Source organism: Devosia sp., assembly GCF_028290625.1.
Lineage (GTDB): Bacteria > Pseudomonadota > Alphaproteobacteria > Rhizobiales > Devosiaceae > Devosia.
This window is the reverse complement of record NZ_JAQGJM010000008.1, coordinates 311,304-331,577: the sequence shown is the minus strand read 5'-3', so window position 1 is coordinate 331,577 and position 20,274 is coordinate 311,304. Positions and strand designations below refer to the sequence as shown.

The window sequence follows — 20,274 nt, the reverse complement described above, 5'->3', positions numbered from 1 at the left end:
TTCGAGGATATCATCATCAATGGCCGCGTGCGGCTGGGTGATGTGGCCGGCGTGGTGTTCGCACCAAAGTCCAGCGCCAGCGGCCTGCACGCCAATGGCAAGACCGGCATTGGCCTGGGCATCGTGCGCCAGGCGCAGTCCAATTCCATCCAGATTTCCGAGGGCGTGCACAAGGTTGTCGACAGCTTCAAGACCACGCTGCCGGCCGGGGTCAACGTCAACGTTTCCAGCGACGATTCCGTGTTCATCGAAGGCGCCGTGCACGAGGTGGAGGTCGCCCTGATCATCGCCGTGGCCATCGTCATCGGCATCATCTACCTGTTCCTGCTCGACTGGCGGGCCATTGTCGTGCCGGCCCTGTCGATGCCGATCGCCCTGATCGGCACCATTGCCGGCATCTATCTCGCCGGCTTCTCGCTCAATATCCTGACCCTTCTGGCGCTGGTGCTGGCGACAGGTCTTGTGGTGGACGATTCCATCGTTGTGCTGGAAAACATCGTGCGGCGACGCGCCATGGGCGCCGGACCGCGGGCTGCCGCCGTGCTGGGCACCAAGGAAGTGTTCTTCGCCGTGGTCGCAACCACGGCAGCGCTGGCTGCGGTGTTCATTCCGCTATCGTTCCTGCCCGGGCAGACCGGGCGGCTGTTCCGCGAGTTCGGCTTTACCCTTGCCATGTCAGTGGGTCTCTCGGCAGTGGTGGCGCTGACGCTGGGGCCGATGCTCGCCTCGCGCATGCTCAAGAGCCACGACGAAATGGTTGGCGGCAAGAAGCGCAAGCCCAATCTGATCCAGCGCTTCGGCGGCGTTCTGGCCGATATTTATCGGGTCACCCTGCGCTGGTGCCTCAATATGCCGATGGTGATCCTGCTGGTGGCGCTGCTGTTCGCGGGCGCGGCGTATCTGGTTTTCGGCACGCTGCGGCAGGAACTGACGCCGACCGAGGACCGGGCGCAGATCAGCCTGCGCATATCGGCGCCGGCGACGGTCAGCCTCGATTTCACCCGTACGCAGATGCAAAAGATCGAGGACATGCTGCAACCGCTGCGCGCCTCCGGCGAAGTCCAGTCGATCTTTTCGATCTCGGGCTTTGGCAGCAACACCAGCAACGGGTTTTTGACGCTGACACTGGCGCCGTGGGACAAGCGCCTGCGCAGCCAGCAGGCGATCGCGGCCGATGTGACGCAGATCGTGCAGCGCGTGCCCGGCGTCAGGGCGCAGGTGAACCAGCCGAACAGCCTTGGCATTCGCGGCGGCGGCGCGGGCCTGCAGTTTGCCGTTGTCGGCGACAACTACGTAACGCTTGCCGATGCCGCCAACAAGATCAGCACCGAGATGCAGAAGGACCCGCGCTTTGGCCGGGTCACCGTCAACTACGATACCTCGCAGCCCCAGCTGACGCTCACCATCGATCGCGACAAGGCGGCGCAGTTGGGCATCGACATCAACGGCCTCGGCACCACCATGCAGGCGATGATCGACGGCACCAAGGTCGCAACGGTGTTCATCCAGGATTCGAGCTATCCGGTGAACATCCTTTCGACCAGTAACCCGGTGAACGATCCGCACGATCTCGAAAGCATCTTCGTCAAGACTTCAGACGGGCGCTTCGTCCCGATGTCGACCATCGTTTCGATCAACGAGGGACCGATTTCGCCCTCGCTCGGCCGCGAGCAGCAACGCCGGGCCGTGTCGATCACCGCCGCGCTCAGCGACAGCCTGGCGCTGGGCGATGCCTACACCATGGCATATGCCATGGCGAAGCCATTGCTGCCGGCGGGCGCTGCCATCCTGCCGCTCGCCGAAGCCAAGACCATCGGCGAATCCAATAACGGTCTCGCCGTCACCTTCGGCTTTGCACTGGTGGTGATCCTATTGGTGCTGGCGGCGCAGTTCGAGAGCGTCTGGAGCGCCGTTATCGTGATGGCGACGGTGCCGTTTGGCCTCGCCTGCGCGATCTTTGCGCTGCGCCTCACCGGAGGGAGCCTGAACGTCTATAGCCAGATCGGGCTGATCCTCGTGGTCGGCATCATGGCCAAGAACGGCATCCTGATCGTCGAATTCGCGAACCAGTTGCGCGACCAGGGGCTGAGCGTGCGCGATGCCATCGAGCAGGCCTCCAATATCCGGCTGCGGCCGGTGATGATGACGATGATCGCGACGGTTCTGGGCGGCGTGCCGCTGGTGATCGCGCATGGGGCCGGCGCCGAGGCGCGGCAGGCGCTGGGCTATATCATGGTCGGGGGCCTGGGCTTTGCGGCGATCTCGACGCTCTACCTCACCCCGATCGCCTATCTGGGGCTGGCCCGCTTCTCGAAGCCCAAGGCCGAAGAAGAGGCGCGGCTGCATCGTGAGCTGACGGAAGCCAGCCACATCTATGCCGGCCACGCGACGGTCAGCCACCTGCCGCCTGCCGCCGAGCCGGATAGGCTGGCGGCGGAATAGGATTTTACGCGTCGAACGGCTTGCCGACGGCGTCGAATTTGTGCAGCTTTTCGCCTTCGATGAGGCCAACGCTCAAGACGTCGCCGGCCTGGTGCAGGGCGGTGCCGTTCTCGCGCACGATCAGCGGCTCATCGGAGCCGACATTGACATAGATATAGCTGTCCGAGCCGAGGTTTTCCGAGTGGATCACCTCCCCCTTCCAGAGGCCTGAGCCATTGCTCTTGACCTCGAGGTGCTCGGAACGGGCGCCGATAGTCTTGGCCTTGAAGGGTTCGGCGAACTTGCCGGTAAGGAAGTTCATCTTCGGCGAGCCGATGAAACCGGCGACGAACAGCGATTGCGGGTTTTCGTAAAGTTCCAGCGGCGTGCCGACCTGCTCGACCAGCCCATCGCGCAGCACGCAGATGCGATCGGCGAGCGTCATCGCTTCGACCTGATCGTGCGTCACATAGACCATGGTGACGTTGTGCATGTCGTGATGGAGTTTTGCGATCTCGAGCCGGGTGGCAACGCGCAGCGCAGCATCGAGGTTGGAGAGCGGCTCGTCGAACAGGAACACTTTCGGATCGCGCACGATGGCGCGGCCGATGGCGACGCGCTGGCGCTGGCCGCCGGAGAGCTGCTTGGGCAACCGGGCGAGATAAGGCGTGATCTGCAGCAGTTCGGCCGCCGCTTCGACGCGCTTCTTGATCTCTTCCTTGCCGCCGCCCTGCAGCTGCATGCCGAAGGCCATGTTGGCGTAGACCGTCATGTGCGGATAGAGCGCATAGGACTGGAACACCATGGCGATGCCGCGCTTGGACGGGGCCAGGCCATTGACGATCTTGCCGTCGAACGACAATTCGCCCGAGGTGATGTCTTCGAGGCCCGCCACGAGGCGCAGCAGCGTGGATTTGCCACAACCCGACGGGCCGACGAACACCATGAATTCGCCGGACTGGATATCGAGATCGATGCCCTTGATGACTTCGACGGCGCCGAAGGCCTTGCGGACGTTGCGGAGTTGAATATTTGCCATTGTGGTGTTTCCCTAACCCTTGACGCCGCCGGCGGTCAGGCCGGAAACAATTTTGCGCTGGAAGATCAGCACCAATACCACCAGGGGCACGGTGACGATGACGGAGGCCGCCATGATGGCGCCCCACGGAATTTCGTGGCTCGAGCCGCCCGAGAGCAGCGCGATGGCCACCGGCACGGTGCGCGTGTCGTTCGACGAGGTGAAGGTCAGCGCGAACAGGAACTCGTTCCAGGCCCCGATGAAAGCCAAGAGGCCCGTCGTCACCAGCGCCGGCCACATCAGCGGCATGAATACGCGGGTGATGATGACCCAGGGCGTCGCCCCGTCGACGATGGCGGCTTCCTCGATCTCGAGCGGCAAGTCGCGCATGAAGGTGGTCAACACCCACACGGTGAACGGCAGCGTGAAGATCGTGTAGCTGAAGATCAGCGCCCAGGGGGTGTTGTAGATACCCAGCGAGCGGATGACTTCGAACAGGCCGGCCAGCACCGCAATCTGCGGGAACATCGAGACGGCCAGGATCGTCATCAGCAACAGGCCGCGACCACGGAACCGCACGCGGCTGAGGGCGAACGAGGCGGTGATGGCCAGGAACAGCGCCAGCAGCACCGTGGTGGCCGAGATGAACACCGAGTTGAGCAGGTTACGCGGGAAGCTGCCGGTATTCAGCACCGCCGCATAATTGCCCCAGCTAAACGAGTCCGGCCAATAGCTGACGCGGAACAGGTCGGTGCCGGTTTTGAAGCTGGTGAGGATCGCGTAGTAGAACGGAAATACCGACTCCACGACGATGAAGATGACCAGCAGGTAGAACAGGGTCGTCTTGGTGGCGCCCCACAGATTGAATGTGCCGACCATCAGCGATCTCCCCCGTCGAAGCGAACTTTGCCGAGCCAGATATAGAGAATGGTCAGGATGGCGATGATCAGGAACAACAGGGTCGACATCGCCGAGCCGTAGGCGAACTTGTCGAAATCGAACAGGTTCTCGCGCGCCAGCACGGACATGGTCTTGGTGGAGTCGCTGTTGGGCGTCAGCACATAGATCAGGTCGAAAATACGCAGCGCATCGAGCAGGCGGAAGATAATCGCCACCATGAGAGCAGGCCGCACCAAGGGCAGCGTGATGCGGAAGAACTGCTTGACCGGATGCACGCCATCGATCTCGGCGGCCTCATAGATATCCTTAGGGATCATCTGCAGGCCGGCCAGGATCAGCAGCGCCATGAACGGCGTGGTCTTCCAGATATCCACGATCAGCACCGCCGTCATGGCGGTATCGGAATTGGCGGTCCAGGCGACTTTCTGGCTCAGCAAGCCCAGGCGCATGCCCAAGTCGTTGAGAATGCCGAACTGGTCGTTGAGCATCCAGCTCCACATCTTGGCCGAGACGATGGTCGGAATTGCCCAGGGGATCAGGATGGCGGCGCGGACGATGCCGCGGCCCTTGAATTCGGCGTTCAGCACCAGCGCGACGATCATGCCGAAGATAGCTTCGAAGGTGACCGAATAGGCGGCGAACCGCAGGGTATTGCCGACGGCACCCCACCACTTCGGATCGACCAGCAGACCGCGATAGACGGTCTTGCCGCTGTCGAGCGTGGTCCAGCGCAGGTAATTGTTAAAACCGACCCATTCGGCGCCATACAGGTTGTTCAGCGAGGCATCGGTGAATGAGAAGTAGATCGAACGCAGCAATGGCCAGCCCGCCACCACCGCCAATGCGATCAGCATGGGCAGGAGGAACCAACGGGCGGCGCGTACGCGCTGCTGCATCAGTTCCGATTTGATTCTTACGCCGGGCATTGCCATCGGCGGCGCTAGAGTGTCCGTCGCCATCGTTCAGTCTCCTCCCCAGTTTTAAGCTTATCTTTGCGCAAAGCGGACGGCGGGGAAAGCCCTGCCGCCCGCTTCGCGTGGCTTGGTTGGAGGACGCTTACCAGCCGGAGCCCTTGAGGTCGTTCAGATCGGCTTCGAGCAGTTCCAGGTTTTCAGCCGCGGTGCCGTCACCAGCGAGGGTGTTGTGCACGGCGCTCCAGAACTTGGACGACACTTCGTTGTAGTTGGCCTTGGTGGGAGCCGAAGGACGCGGCACGGCATTCTGGAAGATTTCCTTCCAGGCGGCCATGAACGGCGCGGCCTTGAGCACGTCGGCATCGTCATAGAGCGATGCGATCGTGGGCAGGTTGGTCTGCTGGATGGCGCGGTTCTTCTGCACTTCAGTGGAGCTCAGGAAGAGCGCCAGCTTGATCGCCTCGTCGGGCGACTTGGAATACTTGGACACGGCATAGTTCCAGCCGCCCAGCGTTGCTGCCGAGCGCGCATCGGCGCCTTCGCCAGCCGGCAGGGGAGCCACGTCGAACTTGCCCTTGATGGCCGAGTCATCGCCATTGCCCAGCGCATAGGCATAAGGCCAGTTGCGCATGAACACGGCATTTCCGAGCTGCCAGACGCCACGGCTTTCTTCTTCCATATAGGCCAGGTTGCCTTCAGGAGAGATGGTGCCGACGAAGCTCTTGATCTCTTCGAGAGCGGCAATAGCCTGCGGGTTGTTGATCGAGATGGTGCCATCGGCTTCCACGATCTGGCCGCCGCCATAGGACTTCACCCATTCCAGGGCGTTGCAGGTCAGGCCTTCATAGGCGTTGCCCTGGAACACGAAGCCATAGATATCCGGGTTGGAGGCGCGTTCGCCGTCCTGGATTTCCTGGGCAGTTGCCTTGAGCTCAGCCCAGGTCTTCGGCACTTCCTTGCTGTACTTTTCCAGCAGATCCTTGCGGTAGAACAGGGCGGGCGCATCGGTATAGGCCGGGATGGCGACGAGCTTGCCGTTCACGGTCTGGGATTCGATGATCGAGGGGAAATGGTCGGCCACGACGCCCTTGGCGGCATCGGTCAGGTCCAGGAACTGGTCGGCGAGCTGGGGAGCCCAGATCACGTCGGTGGTGTAGACGTCGATATCGGCATTGCCGGCAGCGAGCCACAGCTTGTACTGGCCGAACTGGTCAGTGGTCGAGGATGGCATCGGCACGATGGTGACGGTGTTGCCGGTATCAGCCTCGAACTTCTTGAGCTGTTCCTGCAGGAACGCCAGGCCATTGCCGGTATCGCCGGACACGACGGCCAGCTCGGCTGCCTGGGCAACGCTGGCAATCAGCGTGACGCTGGCGAGCAGACCGGCTAGCAACTTATTGATTTTCATAGATATCCTCCCGAATGAACCAACAGTCAGGGAGAGCGCCCAAACCGGCTGCCGCGCATGGGCGCCAACCAGGTTTCGCAAGTCCTCCCCCAAAAAGCGCCCCGGATCGGTGACTGAAATCACTCGAGTTCCCAAAGCGCTTTGGGGAGAAAACAACCAGAGCGCACAATTTCTGTCAAGCGGCGGTGACACAGATTCTCAGGACAATTTAAGACTTTCAGAATTTATCTTTTATTTACAATGGCTTGTAGAGGAGCAAATCCTAACGTTCGGCTTGCTGCCGGAATCCAGGGTGAGGAACGTACCTCACGAAAACCACGCCAAAATCCGGGCTTGCGCAAAAATTTGAAATCGCTTTGAATGATCCCAGGAGGAGATGCGCGAAACCGCTGTTCAAAGCGGACGCGTGCCCCTAAGGCAAGTTTCAGACAGTCCAAATCGCCCGGTTTTACCGGCATTGCGCGACTGTTCAATGATGGCCCGGGGCAGTTTCAATCAATGCGGCTGAAAGATCTCGCTGAACATCTGGGCCTGTCGCAAACCACGGTAAGCCGCGCTCTGAACGGCTATCCCGAGGTCAATGAGGCAACACGCCTGCGCGTTGCCGAGACCGCTGCGAGGCTGGGCTACCGCCCCAATGCCAGCGCCTTGCGCCTGGCCACCGGCCGCGCCGGGGCCATCGGCATGGTGCTGCGAGCCTCGACCGAATTCGGCCCGCATTCCAGCGAATTCCTTGGCGGCGTCGGGGAGAGGCTGGCGGCCGAGGAGATCGATATCCTGGTCTCGACGGTCGAGACTTACCAGGACGAAATCGCCGCCTATCGCCGCTTCGCCGCCAGCCAGCGCGTCGATGCGGTCATCCTGCAATCGCCCAAGCTCAACGATCAGCGCGCCGAACTGTTGATGGATCTGGGCCTGCCCTTCGTGCTGCACGGCCGCACCAATGCCGCCCGGCCGCTGGCTTGGCTCGATATCGACAATACCGGCGCCATCGAACGCGCCACCTCGCATCTGCTCGATCTTGGGCACCGGCGCATCGCCCTGCTCAATGGCATGAAGGGACAGACCTTCGCGGAGCACCGCCAACTAGGCTATCTGGCCGCCCTGTCGGCCCGTGGGGTGTCTTTTGACCCCGCGCTGATGGGCAATTCCACCTTCACCGACGAAGTCGCGTTCCGCCTGGCCCAGGCCATGCTCGAACTACGACCGCGGCCTACGGCCTTCCTGGCCGGCTCAATGATGACCGCCCTGGGGGTATTCCGCGCCATCCGGCAGGCCGGGCTGACGCTGGGGCAAGAGGTCTCCATGATCGCCCATGACGACGTGTTCCCGTATCTCAATGCCGACAACATGTATCCGACCATGTCGACGACGCGGTCGTCCATCCGAACCGCCGGGGTGCGGATCGCCGAGCTGATCCTGCAGATTTTGTCGGGCAAGCCGGTCGCGGATATCCACGAACTATGGCCGGTGGAACTGGTGTTGCGCGAGAGTTCGGGACCGGTGATGGCGGAGAAGTAGGCCCCCCTTACCCGCCCTTCGGGCACCCTCTCACACGAGGGGAGAGGGGTGGCACCGAGTGTAAAGCGCCCGCAGAGTTTCCCCTCGTGGGATAAGGGGAAACTCAGCGACGGATGAGGGGGCCTACCCTACCCGCAACATGTGATTGTCGAACATGAAATCGAACTGTCGGCGGGCTTCGCCCGAGCCGGCAATGCCGATCAACTCGCCTTCGCCGCTGCTGGCGACGAAGCCGGTGCCATCGGGCGCCAGGCCACAGCCATTGCGCAGGGTTTCGACCAGCACCGGGCGCTTGCCTTCGGCGTCGATGGCAACCAGCAGGTCGCCTTCCGGGGACGATACGGCGATGGTGGTGCCATCGGCCGAGGCGGCGACGGAGCCGACATAGTTGCGCAGATCAAGCAGCGTATCGGAGGGAAGTTCGATCAGCTTGATTTCGCCGTCCATGGTGGCGTAGCCGACCAATTGCGGGCTGGCGCTGGCGCTGCCGCGGAACTGGCAGCCGAACCAGACGCGGCTGCGCGCATCGATGGCCATGTGGCGGATGGAGAGCTGGTGCAGGCCGGCATCGAGCCGCAATTGGCCGATGAGTTCGCCGGTCGTGCGGTCCACGAAAGCCACGGAAGGGTCCATGGTATCGAGGTTAAGCTCGGTGCGGCCGTAATCGGGGTGGGTCTCGATGCCGCCATTGGCGATAACCAGCGTCTTGCCATCGGGCATCAGCAGCAATTCGTGCGGGCCGGTGCCATAGGTGGGAAATTCGGAGATGCGCTGGTAGCCGCCGACGGTGTCATAGACGCCGATGACGCCCTTGGCGGCTTCGAAATCGCTTTCGGTGGCGTAGAGCAATTTGCCATCGGGCGAGAACACGCCGTGACCGTAGAAATGGCGGCCCTCGGGACTGGTCAGGGTGATCGGGGCTTCTTTGCCGGCGGGATCGAATACGACGGCAAACGTACCCGGCTGGCGGGCGAACACCACGCCCCTGCCCGCTTCAAAGCTGACGGTGATGTCATGGCCACGATCCGGCAGCGCCAGCGTGGTGATGACATCGCCACGTTCGCCCATCAGCACGGCGCCATAGCCGCCGGCCTTGGTCTGCACCGAGGAGGCGAAGACCAGCTCGTTCCGCTCCAGCGCCATAAGCTGTTGCGGCATGAGGCTTGCCGCGAAGCCGACGCCGGCCGCTTTCAGGAATGCCCGCCGTTGCCACATGGTCAATCTCCGTCTAGGGAGGAAAATCCGACGCTCAGCCCCAGCGCGGCGGAGAGTTGCTCGCCGATCAGCACGCCAAGCTGTTGGGTCGCGGTGACGACGTCGGCCAAAGCCTGCGCCTGGGTGGGATCGGCGACAGCGGCTTCGACAGGTTCGGTTACGAGGTCCAGCGCGACATCGGCATTGGCGAACTCGGCGGCGATGGCGATTGGCAAATCCGCCTTGTCGTTTGGCACGCCGCCGCTGATGCCGGAGAGCGCGAACAGCGATTGCAGGCCATCGATATTGGCGCGGATCATCGGCACGGTCAGGCCGGAGCGCCAGAACAGCGCCAGCTTGGGCTTGGCGGTGGCATCGCCCTTGGCGAGGAATGGATTGAGCCGCGTATCGCGCACCGCCTCGATGCCATGCGACAGGATGCCGACCAGCTCCTCCTGCGCCTCGATGGGCGTGCGGAAATCGGTGAACGTGGCGTCCGGCTTCATCAGGTGCAGCGCAATGCCGTCCTCGGCATTCCAGGCGGCAACCAGTTCATTGGCGACGCCGGCAACGCTCTGGGCAATGGCCGAGCCGTACTGGCACCGGAAGGCGCCATCGGCGGTTTTCAGCGTGTCGAATCCGATGCCGTAAAGCACGAATTCCAGCGCCGTCAGCCCCTGCACGGCCACGCTCTTGCTGCGCAGAGTATCCGGCGAGGTCGCACTCTCGTCCTGGCTCGACAGAATGGCCTGCACTTGCTTGAGGGCGATACCCTTGCGGTCGGGCCAGAACAGCAGACGCTCGGAGCGGTTTTCCTCCATGATCGGTCCGACGCGGATCGCTTCGATCCGGCCGAACGCGAGCGCGGTATTAGCAAAGGCGGTGTCGACGGCGCTCAGATTGGCTTGCGATGGCGTGGCGCAAAGTTGGGCCACGGCAGTGCTCAGTGCATCGGCCTTGCCGCCGAAATCGGTCATCGCCGGGCGGATGAAGTTGTTGACCGCGCCGCGCATCACCTCGCCGGGCGACGTCGACAATTGCGCCATGGCCGGGCCGGCGCTCAACGCGAAAAGCAGAGCCAGCACAATCCGCATCACAGCGACTCCAGGAAGGCGATGAGGTCATCGCGGGTGGCCTTGGGCAGCTCGGCAAAGGCGTCGCGCGCCTTCTGACCCTCGCCGCCGTGCCACAGGATGGCTTCGGTCAGATTGCGCGCGCGGCCATCATGCAGGAACTGCGTATGCGCCGAAACTGTCTGCGTCAGCCCGATGCCCCAGAGCGGCGGTGTGCGCCATTCGTAGCCATCGGCCTGCCCCTCGGGGCGGTTGTCGGCAAGGCCCTCGCCCATGTCGTGCAGCAGAAAATCCGAATAGGGCCAAATGAGCTGGAACTGGTGGATTTTTTCGGGCGCGTCGCGGCTGGTGACGAATTTGGGCATGTGGCAGGAGGCGCAGCCGGCGCCGTAGAACGCCGCCTTGCCGCGCAGCACCGCCGCATCGCCGACATTGCGCCGCTCGGGCACGCCGAGGGTTTGCGAATAGAATGTGACGAGGTCCATAACCGGGTCTGGCGCTTCCGACACACCCAGCCGCGCCTGCTCGCCGGTGGGCATGGCAAGGCATTCGGGCTGGCCTTCGGTGCAATCGCCATGCGGCAGATTGTTGATGGGCGTCGAAATGCCGATGTCGCCTGCAAAGGCCCCCGCCGATTGGCTACGCACTGTTGCCATACCAGCTTTCCAGCCGAAGCGGCCGAGCATCACCGTATTGCTGACGGGATCGATGGTCCAGTTCGCCTTGCCGGAAATGCCGTCGCCATCAAGGTCTTCGGGATCGGCATGGGCGAGGATATCGGCGGCCGGAATCTGCTCGACCAGCCCCAGCCCGATCATCGGCGGCGCCACGCGGGGCGACAGCATGACATCGGGCGCCATCGGACCGTAGTTGAGGTCGGCGACGGAATAATGCGGGTTCTGGAGGGTCACCACGGTGCCATCGCCCAGCGTTGCCGGCAGATCGGTATAGTCGATCACCATGCGGCCCTCAGCCTTGAGGCCGGGCACGGCGAAATCCTGCAATTGGGTGCCATAGGTAGCGTCGCCCACCTCGCCCGCGATGACGCCGTCCATGGCCAGGCGCGTGTCATGCTCCCCGGGCGGCACCGAGAGGCGGAGGAACATCGAGACGCCGTCATTGCCGATGGTCGGCGGATGTCCGCGACCGTCCTTGAGATGGCAGCTCTGGCAGCCGCGCGCGTTGAACAGCGGGCCCAGCCCATCCGATGCCTGCGTCGAGGACGGCGAGGAGACCCAGATCTTGCGGAACAGCGCATTGCCGAGCTTGAAGGTTTCTTCCTGCTCAAAGCTCAGATTATCCATGAAATGGGAGAACGAGTCGGCATTGACCGTGAATTTGGTCGTGCCCTTGCCCGCCTGCAGGTTTTCCGAAGCTTCGGGCTTGGAGAAATCCGTGGTCGGCGCGGTGACGCGGAGGACGCGGGCGAGGTCTTCGGGGCTCAGGTCGGTGCGGACATTGACCTTGTCCTGCGCGAAGGCAATGCCGCTGGCGAGGAGCGCGACGAGGGTGAGGGTCAGGCCGATTTTCATGGGTGCTGCTTTAAGCGTTTTGCCGGTGAACTCAAGCCGTTCATGGCAGTTTGGCTGCGGCGATGTCGCAGCATGGTTAGGTTTGCCCCCACCCTGTCCCTCCCCCGGACCTGGGGAGGAGACCCTCTCAATCAACCTTTGTAGCCACCAACTCTGTCCAAGCGGTTCATCGTCTCCTCCCCCTCGAGGGGGAGGGACAGGGTCGGGGTGTTTCCCCACCCACGCTTTGTCAGTTACTCGAACACCGAATCCGGGTTCGACAGGCTGTCGCTGTCTTCGATGGTGACGTTGTCGAGCTGCAGCAGCGCCACGGCGCGTTCAATGCCGCGGGTCTGGGCGATCAGCGCGTCGATGCCGGCCTGTACGGTGGCATTGCCTTCGACATTGCCTTCGGCGATCTGCTGGTCATAGGCCTCGCCATTTTCGGCGCGGGTGGCGATGGCGGTCAGCTTGACCACTGTGTCGTCGAGCAGCGCCTTGATTTCGGTGTCCAGCGCCGGGTCCTTGGCGGCCACGAGTTGCGACAGCGACGCGCCTTCGACGACCGAGCCGTCCACGCGGGTATACTTGCCCAGATAGACATTGCGCACGCCGATGCCGTCATTGAGATGCGACACATGGGTGTTGTCGGAGAAGCAATCGTGCTCTTCCTCGGGATCGTGCAGCAGCAGGCCCAGCTTCATGCGCTCGCCGGCCACTTCGCCATAGGACAGCGAGCCCATGCCGGTCAGGATCGAGGCGATACCCAGGCCCGGGCTGGCTTCGCGGGCAGCGCCGCCCTCTGCCCAATCGCCGACCATTTCTTCCAGGTCGGTGACCAAAAGCGTCGTCGCAGCCTTCAGATAGGCGGCGCGGCGGTCGGCATGCTCGGCGGTCGAGTAATCGGTATAGGGGCGCTCGCCGGCGCCCGGACCGGTGCCGTGCAAGTCCTGGCCCCAGAGCAGGAATTCGATGGCGTGGTAGCCGGTTGCCACATTGGACTCGACGCCAGCGGCTTCCTGCAGGCTATCCTGCAGCAGCGCCGGGGTAATCTCGGTGGCGTCGATTTCCTTGCCGTCGACGGTGATCTTCGGATTGGCGATGATATTGGCGACATAGAGCGCATTGCTGTCGCTTTCGGTGCCGTAGCTGGCGTCGACATAGTCGATCAGGCCTTCATCGAGCGGCCAGGCATTCACCTTGCCCTCCCAATCGTCGACGATCGGGTTGCCGAAGCGGAACGCCTCGGTCTGCTGGTAGGGAATGCGGGCGGCCTTCCAGGCGTCGCGGGCGGCGGTCAGCGTAGCCTCGCTGGGTGTCGCGATCAGCGCATCGACGGCTGCTTCCAGCGCCTTGGCGGTGCTCAGCGCATCGCCATAACCGGCTTCGGCAATGTTGGCATAATTGGTCAACACATCGGCATCGGCCGGCGCCTGCGCGAAGGCAGCAACGGGCGCGACGGACAGTGTGAGAACCAGGGCGAAGCGCTTGAGCGCTTTGGTGCCGGTCAGGACCATGGAAAATTCCTCCAGAGGATTAATTTCTGCGCGGGCCACTGGCATGGGACGCGACGATCCAAAGCGGACTATCAATATCAACTTATAAAATCAATAACAATTCCAGTAGTTTAGAAGAGGTCTAAACTGCACATTGATATGCATCGCTTAGCTCGCGATAAAAAACCTGTGCGGTTTCCGATGCTTGCCTCTGTCCATTGCGATTCCCTCGCGCGCTCACGGCAAGTTTCCAAAAATTCCATATGACGGAGTCCGACGTTTCGTTCTGTCATGGGTAAAGTGTCGTAATTGCCTCTCGCAACGTTGCAGCACCAATTTTTGACCATCTGGACTAAGTTCATCCAAACATGCACTGTCACAATTGCAATCGGGGGGATGCTCATGGACCACACAGACAGTCGAACGAACCGGTCGCAGCGGTGCGCATAGCCCGCTGAAACGGTCCTGAGGGCCGTTTTGCTCCGTCATTCAACTGTCATGTCGCCTCATTACTTCACCGGCACTTCGCCAGCGCTCCGGAGACGGGGCCATGGCGTGTGACCGGCGAAACGGGGCACCACATTCGCCGGACTTGCGACAAATCTACCCGCCTGGCGCCCCGTTCCGACCTGTCGGCACGGATAGCGTGAGGCAAGTCAAAAAATCAGGGAGACTGAACATGATCATGAAGAAGGCGCTCGCGGCATCGGTATCGATGCTCACCGTGATGGCAGTAAGCGCTCCGGCGTTTGCCCAGGCCGATCTGACTGCACTCTACGACGCCGCCAAGGCTGAAGGCCAGCTGACCACCATCGCGCTGCCGCATGACTGGTGCGGCTATGGCGCCGTGATCGAAGGCTTCAAGGCCAAGTATCCGGGCATCACCGTCAACGAACTGAACCCCGATGCCGGCTCGGCCGACGAAATCGAAGCCATCAAGGCAAACCAGGGCAATACCGGCCCGCAGGCTCCCGACGTGATCGACGTTGGTCTGGCTTTTGGCCCGCAGGCCAAGGCCGATGGCCTGATCCAGGCTTACAAGGTTTCGACCTGGGACTCGATCCCGGCTGACGCCAAGGACGCCGATGGCTTCTGGTATGGCGACTATTACGGCGTCATGGCGTTCCTGGTGAACAAGGACATCGTGACCACCATGCCAACCGACTGGGCCGATCTGGCCAAGCCGGAATACGCCAACGCCGTCGCCCTCGCCGGTGATCCGCGTGCGTCTTCTCAGGCCATCCAGTCCGTCTACGCTGCCGGCCTTTCGACCGGTGCCGACGCCGCTGGTGCGGCTGACGCGGGCCTCAAGTTCTTTGGCGACCTGAACAAGGCCGGCAACTTCGTTCCCGTGATCGGCAAGTCCGCATCGCTGGCTCAGGGCACCACCCCGATCGTCGTCGCCTGGGACTATAACCTGCTAGCTTGGCGCGATAGCTTCGCCGGCAACCCGGCAGCCGAGATCGTCGTTCCCGCCACTGGCGTCGTCGCCGGTGTCTATATCCAGGCCATCTCCGCCTACGCACCCCATCCGAATGCTGCCAAGCTGTGGATGGAATACCTCTATTCGGACGAAGGTCAGCTCGGCTGGCTGAAGGGCTATTGCCACCCGATCCGCTTCAACGATCTGGCTGCCAAGGGCTCGATCCCGCAGGACATGCTTGACGCGCTGCCGCCGGCAGAAGGCTATGCCAAGGCTGTGTTCCCGACCATCGACGAACAGAACGCCGCCAAGACCGTCATCACCGGTCAGTGGGACGCCGCTGTCGGCGCCAACGTTCAGTAAGCTTTAGACGACAAAACGCTCTCTCACCCATCGGTTCGGGCGAGAGAGCAAAATCCTCCGGGGGTACGAGGACAGCATGACCACACTGGATACCGGCACGACCGCGCCGGGCAAAAAGCGCGCTCTATCGTTTGAATGGCTCGGGGTCGCGCCATTCATCGTCTTTGCCATCATGTTCCTGATCCTGCCGACGCTCTATCTCGTCGGTGCCGCTTTCGTCGATGAGCAGGGCGGCTTCACGCTGGCCAATTTCGCCGGCCTCGGCACGCCGCAGATCGTCGCCGCCTACTGGATTTCCATTCGCATTTCCGGCGCCTCGGCCATTTTGGGCGCGCTGATCGGGTTGGCTATCGCCCTGGCGCTGATCCGAGGCAAGCTGCCTTCTGGCCTGCGCGCCGCAGTCATGACGTTTTCGGGCGTCGCCTCCAACTTCGCCGGCGTGCCGCTGGCCTTCGCCTTCATCTCGACCCTTGGGCGCCTCGGATTGGCGACCGTCATCCTCAAATTCGTCTTCGGCATCGACATCTACAAGGCCGGCTTCAACCTGCTGAGCTTCTGGGGCCTGACCATCACCTATCTCTACTTCCAGATCCCGCTGATGATCCTGATCATCGCCCCGGCGATCGACGGGCTGAAGAAGGAATGGAGCGAAGCCGCCTCGACGCTGGGCGCCACTCCATGGCAGTTCTGGCGCTATGTCGGCCTGCCCATCCTGTGGCCCAGTTTCCTCGGCACACTGTCGCTGCTGTTCGCCAATGCCTTCGGCGCGATCGCCACGGCGTACGCGCTGACCGGCTCGTCGCTGAACATCGTGCCCATCCTGCTCTATGCGCAGATTCGCGGCGATGCCCTGCAGAACCCCGGCCTTGGCGCCGCACTTGCCGTCGGCATGATCCTGATTACCGGCTTCGCCAACGTCATCTACCTTGTCATCAGTTCGCGCGCCGAGAGGTGGCTGAAATGAAACAATCCCGCTTCTGGGCCTGGCTGGTCTTTGGCATCGGCGCCGCCTATTTCCTGATCCCGCTGATCGCCACCTTCGAGTTTTCGCTGCGCATGCGGCGCGGCTATTACAGTTTCGACAGCTACGCCTCCGTGTTCTCCGACCCCAAATTCCAGCAGACCTTCACCTATTCGGCGGTGATTGGCCTGCTGTCGATTATCGTCGGCATCCTGGTCGTGGTGCCGGCGGTTTACTTCGTGCGCCTGCGTATGGCCTGGCTGCGGCCCTACGTGGAATTCCTGACCTTGCTGCCGCTGATCATCCCGGCGATCATCCTGGTCTATGGCTATATCCGGCTCTACAATTCCAGCTCGATCATTCCGTTTACCGGCAGCGCCGTGGGCACCGATATCCTGCTGACCTTCGCCTATGTCACCCTGGCCCTGCCTTATATGTATCGTGCCGTCGATACCGGCATGCGCACCATCGATGTGCAGACCCTGACTGAGGCGGCCCAGATCGCCGGGGCCAGCACTCCCCAGATCATCGGCCGCATCATCCTGCCCAATATCCTGGTCGCGGTGCTGTCGGGCGCCTTCCTGACCTTCGCCATCGTCATCGGCGAATTCACTATCGCCAGCCTCCTCAACCGGCCGGCGTTTGGACCGTACTTGCAGAATATCGGCGCCAACCGGGCCTATGAGCCGGCGGCGCTCGCCATCATCTCCTTCATCATCACCTGGGGCGCCATGAGCATGATCAACCTGCTCTCGCGCTTTGCCCCCCGCACTTCCGCCCGGACGGACTGACCCATGGCCGAATTCCTTCGCGTCGACAACCTCGTCAAAAGCTTCGGCACCACCACGGTGGTCAAGGGCGTCAATTTCACCTTCAACAAGGGTGAGTTCGTCTCGCTGCTCGGCCCGTCGGGCTGCGGCAAGACCACCATCCTGCGCATGATCGCCGGCTTCGAGAACCCAACCAGCGGCTCGATCACAGTCGATGGGCAGGACATTACCCATCTCAAGCCCAACCAGCGCCAGCTCGGCATGGTGTTCCAGGCCTATGCGCTGTTCCCGAACCTGAACGTCGGCGACAATATCGCCTTCGGCCTCAAGATCGCCGGCATGCCGGCCGAGCAGCGCCGCGCCCGGGTCGAAGAGATGCTCAAGCTGATCGGCCTACCCGGCTTCGAGAAGCGCTATCCTTATGAAATGTCCGGTGGCCAGCAGCAGCGCGTGGCTCTGGCCCGCGCCATCGCGCCCCGCCCCCGCATGCTGCTGCTCGACGAGCCGCTTTCGGCGCTCGACGCCAAGATCCGCGTGTCGCTGCGCGAGGAGATCCGCGCCATCCAGCTCGACCTGGGCATCACCACGATTTTCGTGACGCATGATCAGGAAGAAGCGCTGTCGATCTCCGACCGCGTCGTGGTGATGAATGCCGGCAATATCGACCAGCTCGGCGCCCCGCACGAAATCTACAACAAGCCCGCGACCCGGTTCGTGGCGACCTTCGTGGGTCACCTCAATACCATCGAGGCGACGGTGGCGAGCGCCGCCAATCATCAAGTCAATATTGATGGCCAGACCGTGACCCTGCCGAGCTTGCCGTCAGGCGCCAAGGACAACGCACCGATATCGCTGACCCTGCGCCCCGAAGTGCTGTCGGTCGGCGAACGCGCCGGCTCCGACATCGCGCTGACGGGCACGGTATCCGATGTCACTTTCCTGGGCTCGGTGATCCGCGTGCGGGTCGCCCTGGGCAAGAACATCATCAGTCTCGATACCTTCAACGACCAGCGTACCGCCCCTCCCGCGCGCGGCGATGCCATCACGGTGAGCCTCGCGAGCAAGGATCTGCTGATCCTTTAGACTGGAAATATCGTCGGTGTGGCACCCGTGCCCACACCGACGATTTCGCTTCATCCTATGCCTGCGGTGGCAAGAACTCGATGCCATAGCGCGCGGCGGCGGCGCCCAAACGGGGCATGTCGGGCGCGGCGGGAGCGGGAAAACCTGCGCCGACGGCAATCGGGTCACCAGCTTCGAGGAAGAAGTTTTCGTGCAGCCCACCTGGCGAATTGATGATCAGCATCTTCGCCGGGGCCGTGCCGGTATTGCGGAATGCATGCGGCTCACCGCGTTTGATGAACACGTAAGTTCCCGGCACTCCCTTGATGGTTTGGCCATTGTGCATGAACTCGTAGCTCCCCTCGAGCACGAAGAAGGCTTCATCGTCTTCCTTCTGAAAATGCGGCGGAGTGCCGGCGCCCGGCGCCGTGGTCACTTCCACCAGCGAATAGGCATTGCCGGTCGCGGCGCCGACGGCCTTGAACTGTATGAGATTGCCCAGGAGATGGACGACATTGGGCCGGCCGTTGATTTGGGCAGACGTAGCTTGCAAAGTCATGATCGTATCCTATAAGTTTGTGCGAATTGAATCTCGTTATGAGATTTCTGTCTCATAAGGAACGCGATAGAATGAGTCAAGCCGATGTTGGCCGCGTCCAGCAAAAACAGCGGACCCGTAATGCTCTGCTCCTGGCGGCCCGAGAAATGTTAGGCGCTGGCCGGGAGCCGACATTGCAGGAAGTGGCCGATCACGCCGCCATTTCGCGGGCGACCGCCTATCGCTATTACTCCAGCATAGACACCTTGTTGCAGGAGGCGGTGCTCGATGGCATTGCCGTTCAGGTCGAGGGCCTGCAACTGGCCCAAAACGCCCAGGACGCCGATGGCCTGGAGGAGCGCGTGGACGTCGCCGTCGCCGCCATTGTCGATATGGTGCTGGCCAACGAGGCTCTGTTCCGCACCTATCTCAAAGGGGTCGTCGCCGGTGACGATCGCCAGGGCCGCGGGGCCCGCCGCATTCGCTGGCTACACGATGCCTATGGTTCCGATACAACGCGCATCCCTAAGGCGCTGGTCGATCGGCTGACCCATGCGCTGGCGCTGCTGACCGGCATCGAGACGGTGATCGTCGCCAAGGATGTGTGCGGGCTCGATGACGCGGGCACGCGGTCCCTCGTGCAGTGGACTGCGCGCGCCGTTCTGACCGCTGCGCTCCGGGATATGCGTTAGCGCATTGACCCGCTTCCGCGGTCGCGCCATCTTCGCCGCCGCATAACCGCATCGCAGGAGCCGCCATGAACAATCCCTTCGTCACCACCGACTGGCTGGCCCAGCACCTGAGCGATCCCAATCTCGTTGTGCTTGACGGTTCCTGGCACATGCCGGCGGCCAATCGCGATCCACATGCCGAATATCTCGCCGGGCACATTCCGGGCGCGGTGTTCTTCGATATCGATGCCGTGGCCGATACCAGCACCGACCTGCCGCACATGCTGCCCTCGCCCAATGACTTCGCCCGCATGGCCGGCGCGCTGGGCATTGGCGAGGACATGACCATCGTCGTCTATGACGAGGTGGGCCTGTTCAGCGCGCCGCGCGTGTGGTGGACGCTCAAGACCATGGGCGCGACGGATGTTCGCATTCTCGAGGGCGGCGGGCCGAAATGGCGGGCTGAACGCCGGGCCATCGAGGCCGGCGCAGTATCGCGCCCGGCAGCGAGCTTCCGCACCAGCTTCGATCCCGCGCGCGTCGTTGATTTCGACACCGTGCGCGATCGCAGCAAGGATCACGCCGCCCAGATCGCCGATGCACGCGCCGCCGGCCGCTTCACAGCCGAAGTGCCCGAGCCCCGCGCTGGCCTGCGTGGCGGCCACATCCCCGGCAGCGTCAATGTTCCGGTGGGGTCGCTGACGGTGGACGGCAAGATGAAGCCGGTGGCAGAGCTGCAGGCGCTGTTTGCCGAGCAGAAGCTGGACCTCAACAAGCCCATCATCACCAGCTGCGGCTCTGGCCTGACGGCGGCAAGCCTGGCTTTGGCGCTGGAACTCAGCGGCGCCAGGCAGGTCGCAGTCTATGATGGGTCATGGACGGAGTGGGGTGGACGGAAGGACGCTGAGGTTGAGATGTGAAGGCGTAGGCGGCATTCGAGATATGAACCGCCACGTTTGCCGCTAATCACCACATCCTCCCCAAACTCGCCCTTCCCGCGGACTTGATCCGCGGGCCCCTCGCAGCGCGG

17 protein-coding genes are annotated in these 20,274 nt (G+C 62.6%); 8 read left to right on the top strand and 9 right to left on the bottom strand.

Going from position 1 to position 20,274, the window contains the following annotated elements:
• On the top strand, nt 1-2,442 hold a 2,442-nt coding region (locus tag JWR51_RS03690; RefSeq protein ID WP_299743803.1), incomplete at its 5' end, for an efflux RND transporter permease subunit.
• Nucleotides 2,443-2,446: 4 nt separating this feature from the next.
• Here the strand turns inward: JWR51_RS03690 and ugpC are convergent.
• The 4 genes from ugpC to JWR51_RS03670 all read right to left on the bottom strand — a co-directional run bounded on the left by ugpC (nt 2,447) and on the right by JWR51_RS03670 (nt 6,661).
• Entirely contained in the window at nt 2,447-3,460 is a 1,014-nt protein-coding gene (gene ugpC, locus JWR51_RS03685; protein ID WP_299743801.1) for a sn-glycerol-3-phosphate ABC transporter ATP-binding protein UgpC, read from the bottom strand.
• 12 nt (nt 3,461-3,472) lie between these two features.
• Complete coding sequence (locus tag JWR51_RS03680) at nt 3,473-4,318, bottom strand: carbohydrate ABC transporter permease (RefSeq protein ID WP_299743798.1); 846 nt, start codon at nt 4,316-4,318, stop codon at nt 3,473-3,475.
• Entirely contained in the window at nt 4,318-5,298 is a 981-nt protein-coding gene (locus tag JWR51_RS03675) for a sugar ABC transporter permease (RefSeq protein ID WP_299743795.1), read from the bottom strand. The genes JWR51_RS03680 and JWR51_RS03675 overlap by 1 nt, the downstream gene beginning before the upstream one ends.
• Before the next feature lie 97 nt (nt 5,299-5,395).
• Nucleotides 5,396-6,661 (bottom strand): ABC transporter substrate-binding protein, encoded by a 1,266-nt coding sequence (locus JWR51_RS03670; RefSeq protein ID WP_299743793.1) that lies wholly within the window; start codon nt 6,659-6,661, stop codon nt 5,396-5,398.
• 498 nt (nt 6,662-7,159) lie between these two features.
• Between JWR51_RS03670 and JWR51_RS03665 the strand changes: the two genes are divergently transcribed.
• Nucleotides 7,160-8,182: a substrate-binding domain-containing protein gene (locus JWR51_RS03665; RefSeq protein WP_299743790.1), complete on the top strand. Its 1,023-nt coding sequence runs from the start codon at nt 7,160-7,162 to the stop codon at nt 8,180-8,182.
• Nucleotides 8,183-8,305: 123 nt separating this feature from the next.
• On the opposite strand, the gene JWR51_RS03660 is transcribed toward JWR51_RS03665, so the two are convergent.
• The 4 genes from JWR51_RS03660 to JWR51_RS03645 all read right to left on the bottom strand — a co-directional run bounded on the left by JWR51_RS03660 (nt 8,306) and on the right by JWR51_RS03645 (nt 13,477).
• On the bottom strand, nt 8,306-9,397 hold the full coding sequence (locus JWR51_RS03660; protein WP_299743787.1) for a DUF1513 domain-containing protein: 1,092 nt from the start codon (nt 9,395-9,397) through the stop codon (nt 8,306-8,308).
• A 2-nt stretch (nt 9,398-9,399) separates the two neighbouring features.
• Nucleotides 9,400-10,470, bottom strand: a complete 1,071-nt coding sequence (locus tag JWR51_RS03655; protein WP_299743785.1) for an imelysin family protein — start codon at nt 10,468-10,470, stop codon at nt 9,400-9,402.
• Nucleotides 10,470-11,981, bottom strand: a complete 1,512-nt coding sequence (locus JWR51_RS03650; protein ID WP_299743781.1) for a di-heme oxidoredictase family protein — start codon at nt 11,979-11,981, stop codon at nt 10,470-10,472. Before JWR51_RS03650 ends, JWR51_RS03655 begins: the two co-directional genes overlap by 1 nt.
• A gap of 233 nt (nt 11,982-12,214) precedes the next feature.
• Nucleotides 12,215-13,477 (bottom strand): imelysin family protein, encoded by a 1,263-nt coding sequence (locus JWR51_RS03645; protein ID WP_299743778.1) that lies wholly within the window; start codon nt 13,475-13,477, stop codon nt 12,215-12,217.
• Nucleotides 13,478-14,141: 664 nt separating this feature from the next.
• Between JWR51_RS03645 and JWR51_RS03640 the strand changes: the two genes are divergently transcribed.
• The 4 genes from JWR51_RS03640 (at nt 14,142) to JWR51_RS03625 (ending at nt 18,056) form a co-directional block, all read left to right on the top strand.
• Complete coding sequence (locus JWR51_RS03640; RefSeq protein WP_299743844.1) at nt 14,142-15,242, top strand: ABC transporter substrate-binding protein; 1,101 nt, start codon at nt 14,142-14,144, stop codon at nt 15,240-15,242.
• Between the two features lie 76 nt (nt 15,243-15,318).
• On the top strand, nt 15,319-16,206 hold the full coding sequence (locus JWR51_RS03635) for an ABC transporter permease subunit (protein ID WP_299743775.1): 888 nt from the start codon (nt 15,319-15,321) through the stop codon (nt 16,204-16,206).
• A complete protein-coding gene (locus tag JWR51_RS03630) occupies nt 16,203-16,994 on the top strand; it encodes an ABC transporter permease subunit (RefSeq protein ID WP_299743773.1) in 792 nt (263 codons plus the stop codon). The genes JWR51_RS03635 and JWR51_RS03630 overlap by 4 nt, the downstream gene beginning before the upstream one ends.
• Before the next feature lie 3 nt (nt 16,995-16,997).
• Complete coding sequence (locus tag JWR51_RS03625; RefSeq protein WP_299743770.1) at nt 16,998-18,056, top strand: ABC transporter ATP-binding protein; 1,059 nt, start codon at nt 16,998-17,000, stop codon at nt 18,054-18,056.
• A gap of 55 nt (nt 18,057-18,111) precedes the next feature.
• On the opposite strand, the gene JWR51_RS03620 is transcribed toward JWR51_RS03625, so the two are convergent.
• A complete protein-coding gene (locus JWR51_RS03620) occupies nt 18,112-18,594 on the bottom strand; it encodes a cupin domain-containing protein (RefSeq protein WP_299743768.1) in 483 nt (160 codons plus the stop codon).
• Between the two features lie 71 nt (nt 18,595-18,665).
• Here JWR51_RS03620 and JWR51_RS03615 point away from each other — a divergent pair, with 71 nt between their 5' ends.
• The gene (locus JWR51_RS03615; RefSeq protein WP_299743765.1) at nt 18,666-19,265 is read left to right on the top strand and encodes a TetR/AcrR family transcriptional regulator; all 600 of its coding nucleotides are present in this window, start codon (nt 18,666-18,668) and stop codon (nt 19,263-19,265) included.
• A 65-nt stretch (nt 19,266-19,330) separates the two neighbouring features.
• A complete protein-coding gene (gene sseA / locus JWR51_RS03610) occupies nt 19,331-20,164 on the top strand; it encodes a 3-mercaptopyruvate sulfurtransferase (RefSeq protein ID WP_299743762.1) in 834 nt (277 codons plus the stop codon).
• The last annotated feature ends 110 nt before the right edge of the window (nt 20,165-20,274 follow it).

Excerpts from the sequence above, each read along its gene's own strand:
- JWR51_RS03615 (WP_299743765.1), top strand. The coding sequence starts at position 18,666 with ATGAGTCAAGCCGATGTTGGCCGCGTCCAGCAAAAACAGCGGACCCGT.
- JWR51_RS03650 (WP_299743781.1), bottom strand. The coding sequence starts at position 11,981 with ATGAAAATCGGCCTGACCCTCACCCTCGTCGCGCTCCTCGCCAGCGGC.
- JWR51_RS03655 (WP_299743785.1), bottom strand. The coding sequence starts at position 10,470 with ATGCGGATTGTGCTGGCTCTGCTTTTCGCGTTGAGCGCCGGCCCGGCC.
- JWR51_RS03635 (WP_299743775.1), top strand. The coding sequence starts at position 15,319 with ATGACCACACTGGATACCGGCACGACCGCGCCGGGCAAAAAGCGCGCT.
- JWR51_RS03620 (WP_299743768.1), bottom strand. The coding sequence starts at position 18,594 with ATGACTTTGCAAGCTACGTCTGCCCAAATCAACGGCCGGCCCAATGTC.
- JWR51_RS03680 (WP_299743798.1), bottom strand. The coding sequence starts at position 4,318 with ATGGTCGGCACATTCAATCTGTGGGGCGCCACCAAGACGACCCTGTTC.
- JWR51_RS03630 (WP_299743773.1), top strand. The coding sequence starts at position 16,203 with ATGAAACAATCCCGCTTCTGGGCCTGGCTGGTCTTTGGCATCGGCGCC.
- JWR51_RS03665 (WP_299743790.1), top strand. The coding sequence starts at position 7,160 with ATGCGGCTGAAAGATCTCGCTGAACATCTGGGCCTGTCGCAAACCACG.
- JWR51_RS03660 (WP_299743787.1), bottom strand. The coding sequence starts at position 9,397 with ATGTGGCAACGGCGGGCATTCCTGAAAGCGGCCGGCGTCGGCTTCGCG.
- JWR51_RS03625 (WP_299743770.1), top strand. The coding sequence starts at position 16,998 with ATGGCCGAATTCCTTCGCGTCGACAACCTCGTCAAAAGCTTCGGCACC.
- JWR51_RS03675 (WP_299743795.1), bottom strand. The coding sequence starts at position 5,298 with ATGGCGACGGACACTCTAGCGCCGCCGATGGCAATGCCCGGCGTAAGA.
- ugpC (WP_299743801.1), bottom strand. The coding sequence starts at position 3,460 with ATGGCAAATATTCAACTCCGCAACGTCCGCAAGGCCTTCGGCGCCGTC.
- sseA (WP_299743762.1), top strand. The coding sequence starts at position 19,331 with ATGAACAATCCCTTCGTCACCACCGACTGGCTGGCCCAGCACCTGAGC.
- JWR51_RS03640 (WP_299743844.1), top strand. The coding sequence starts at position 14,142 with ATGAAGAAGGCGCTCGCGGCATCGGTATCGATGCTCACCGTGATGGCA.
- JWR51_RS03670 (WP_299743793.1), bottom strand. The coding sequence starts at position 6,661 with ATGAAAATCAATAAGTTGCTAGCCGGTCTGCTCGCCAGCGTCACGCTG.
- JWR51_RS03645 (WP_299743778.1), bottom strand. The coding sequence starts at position 13,477 with ATGGTCCTGACCGGCACCAAAGCGCTCAAGCGCTTCGCCCTGGTTCTC.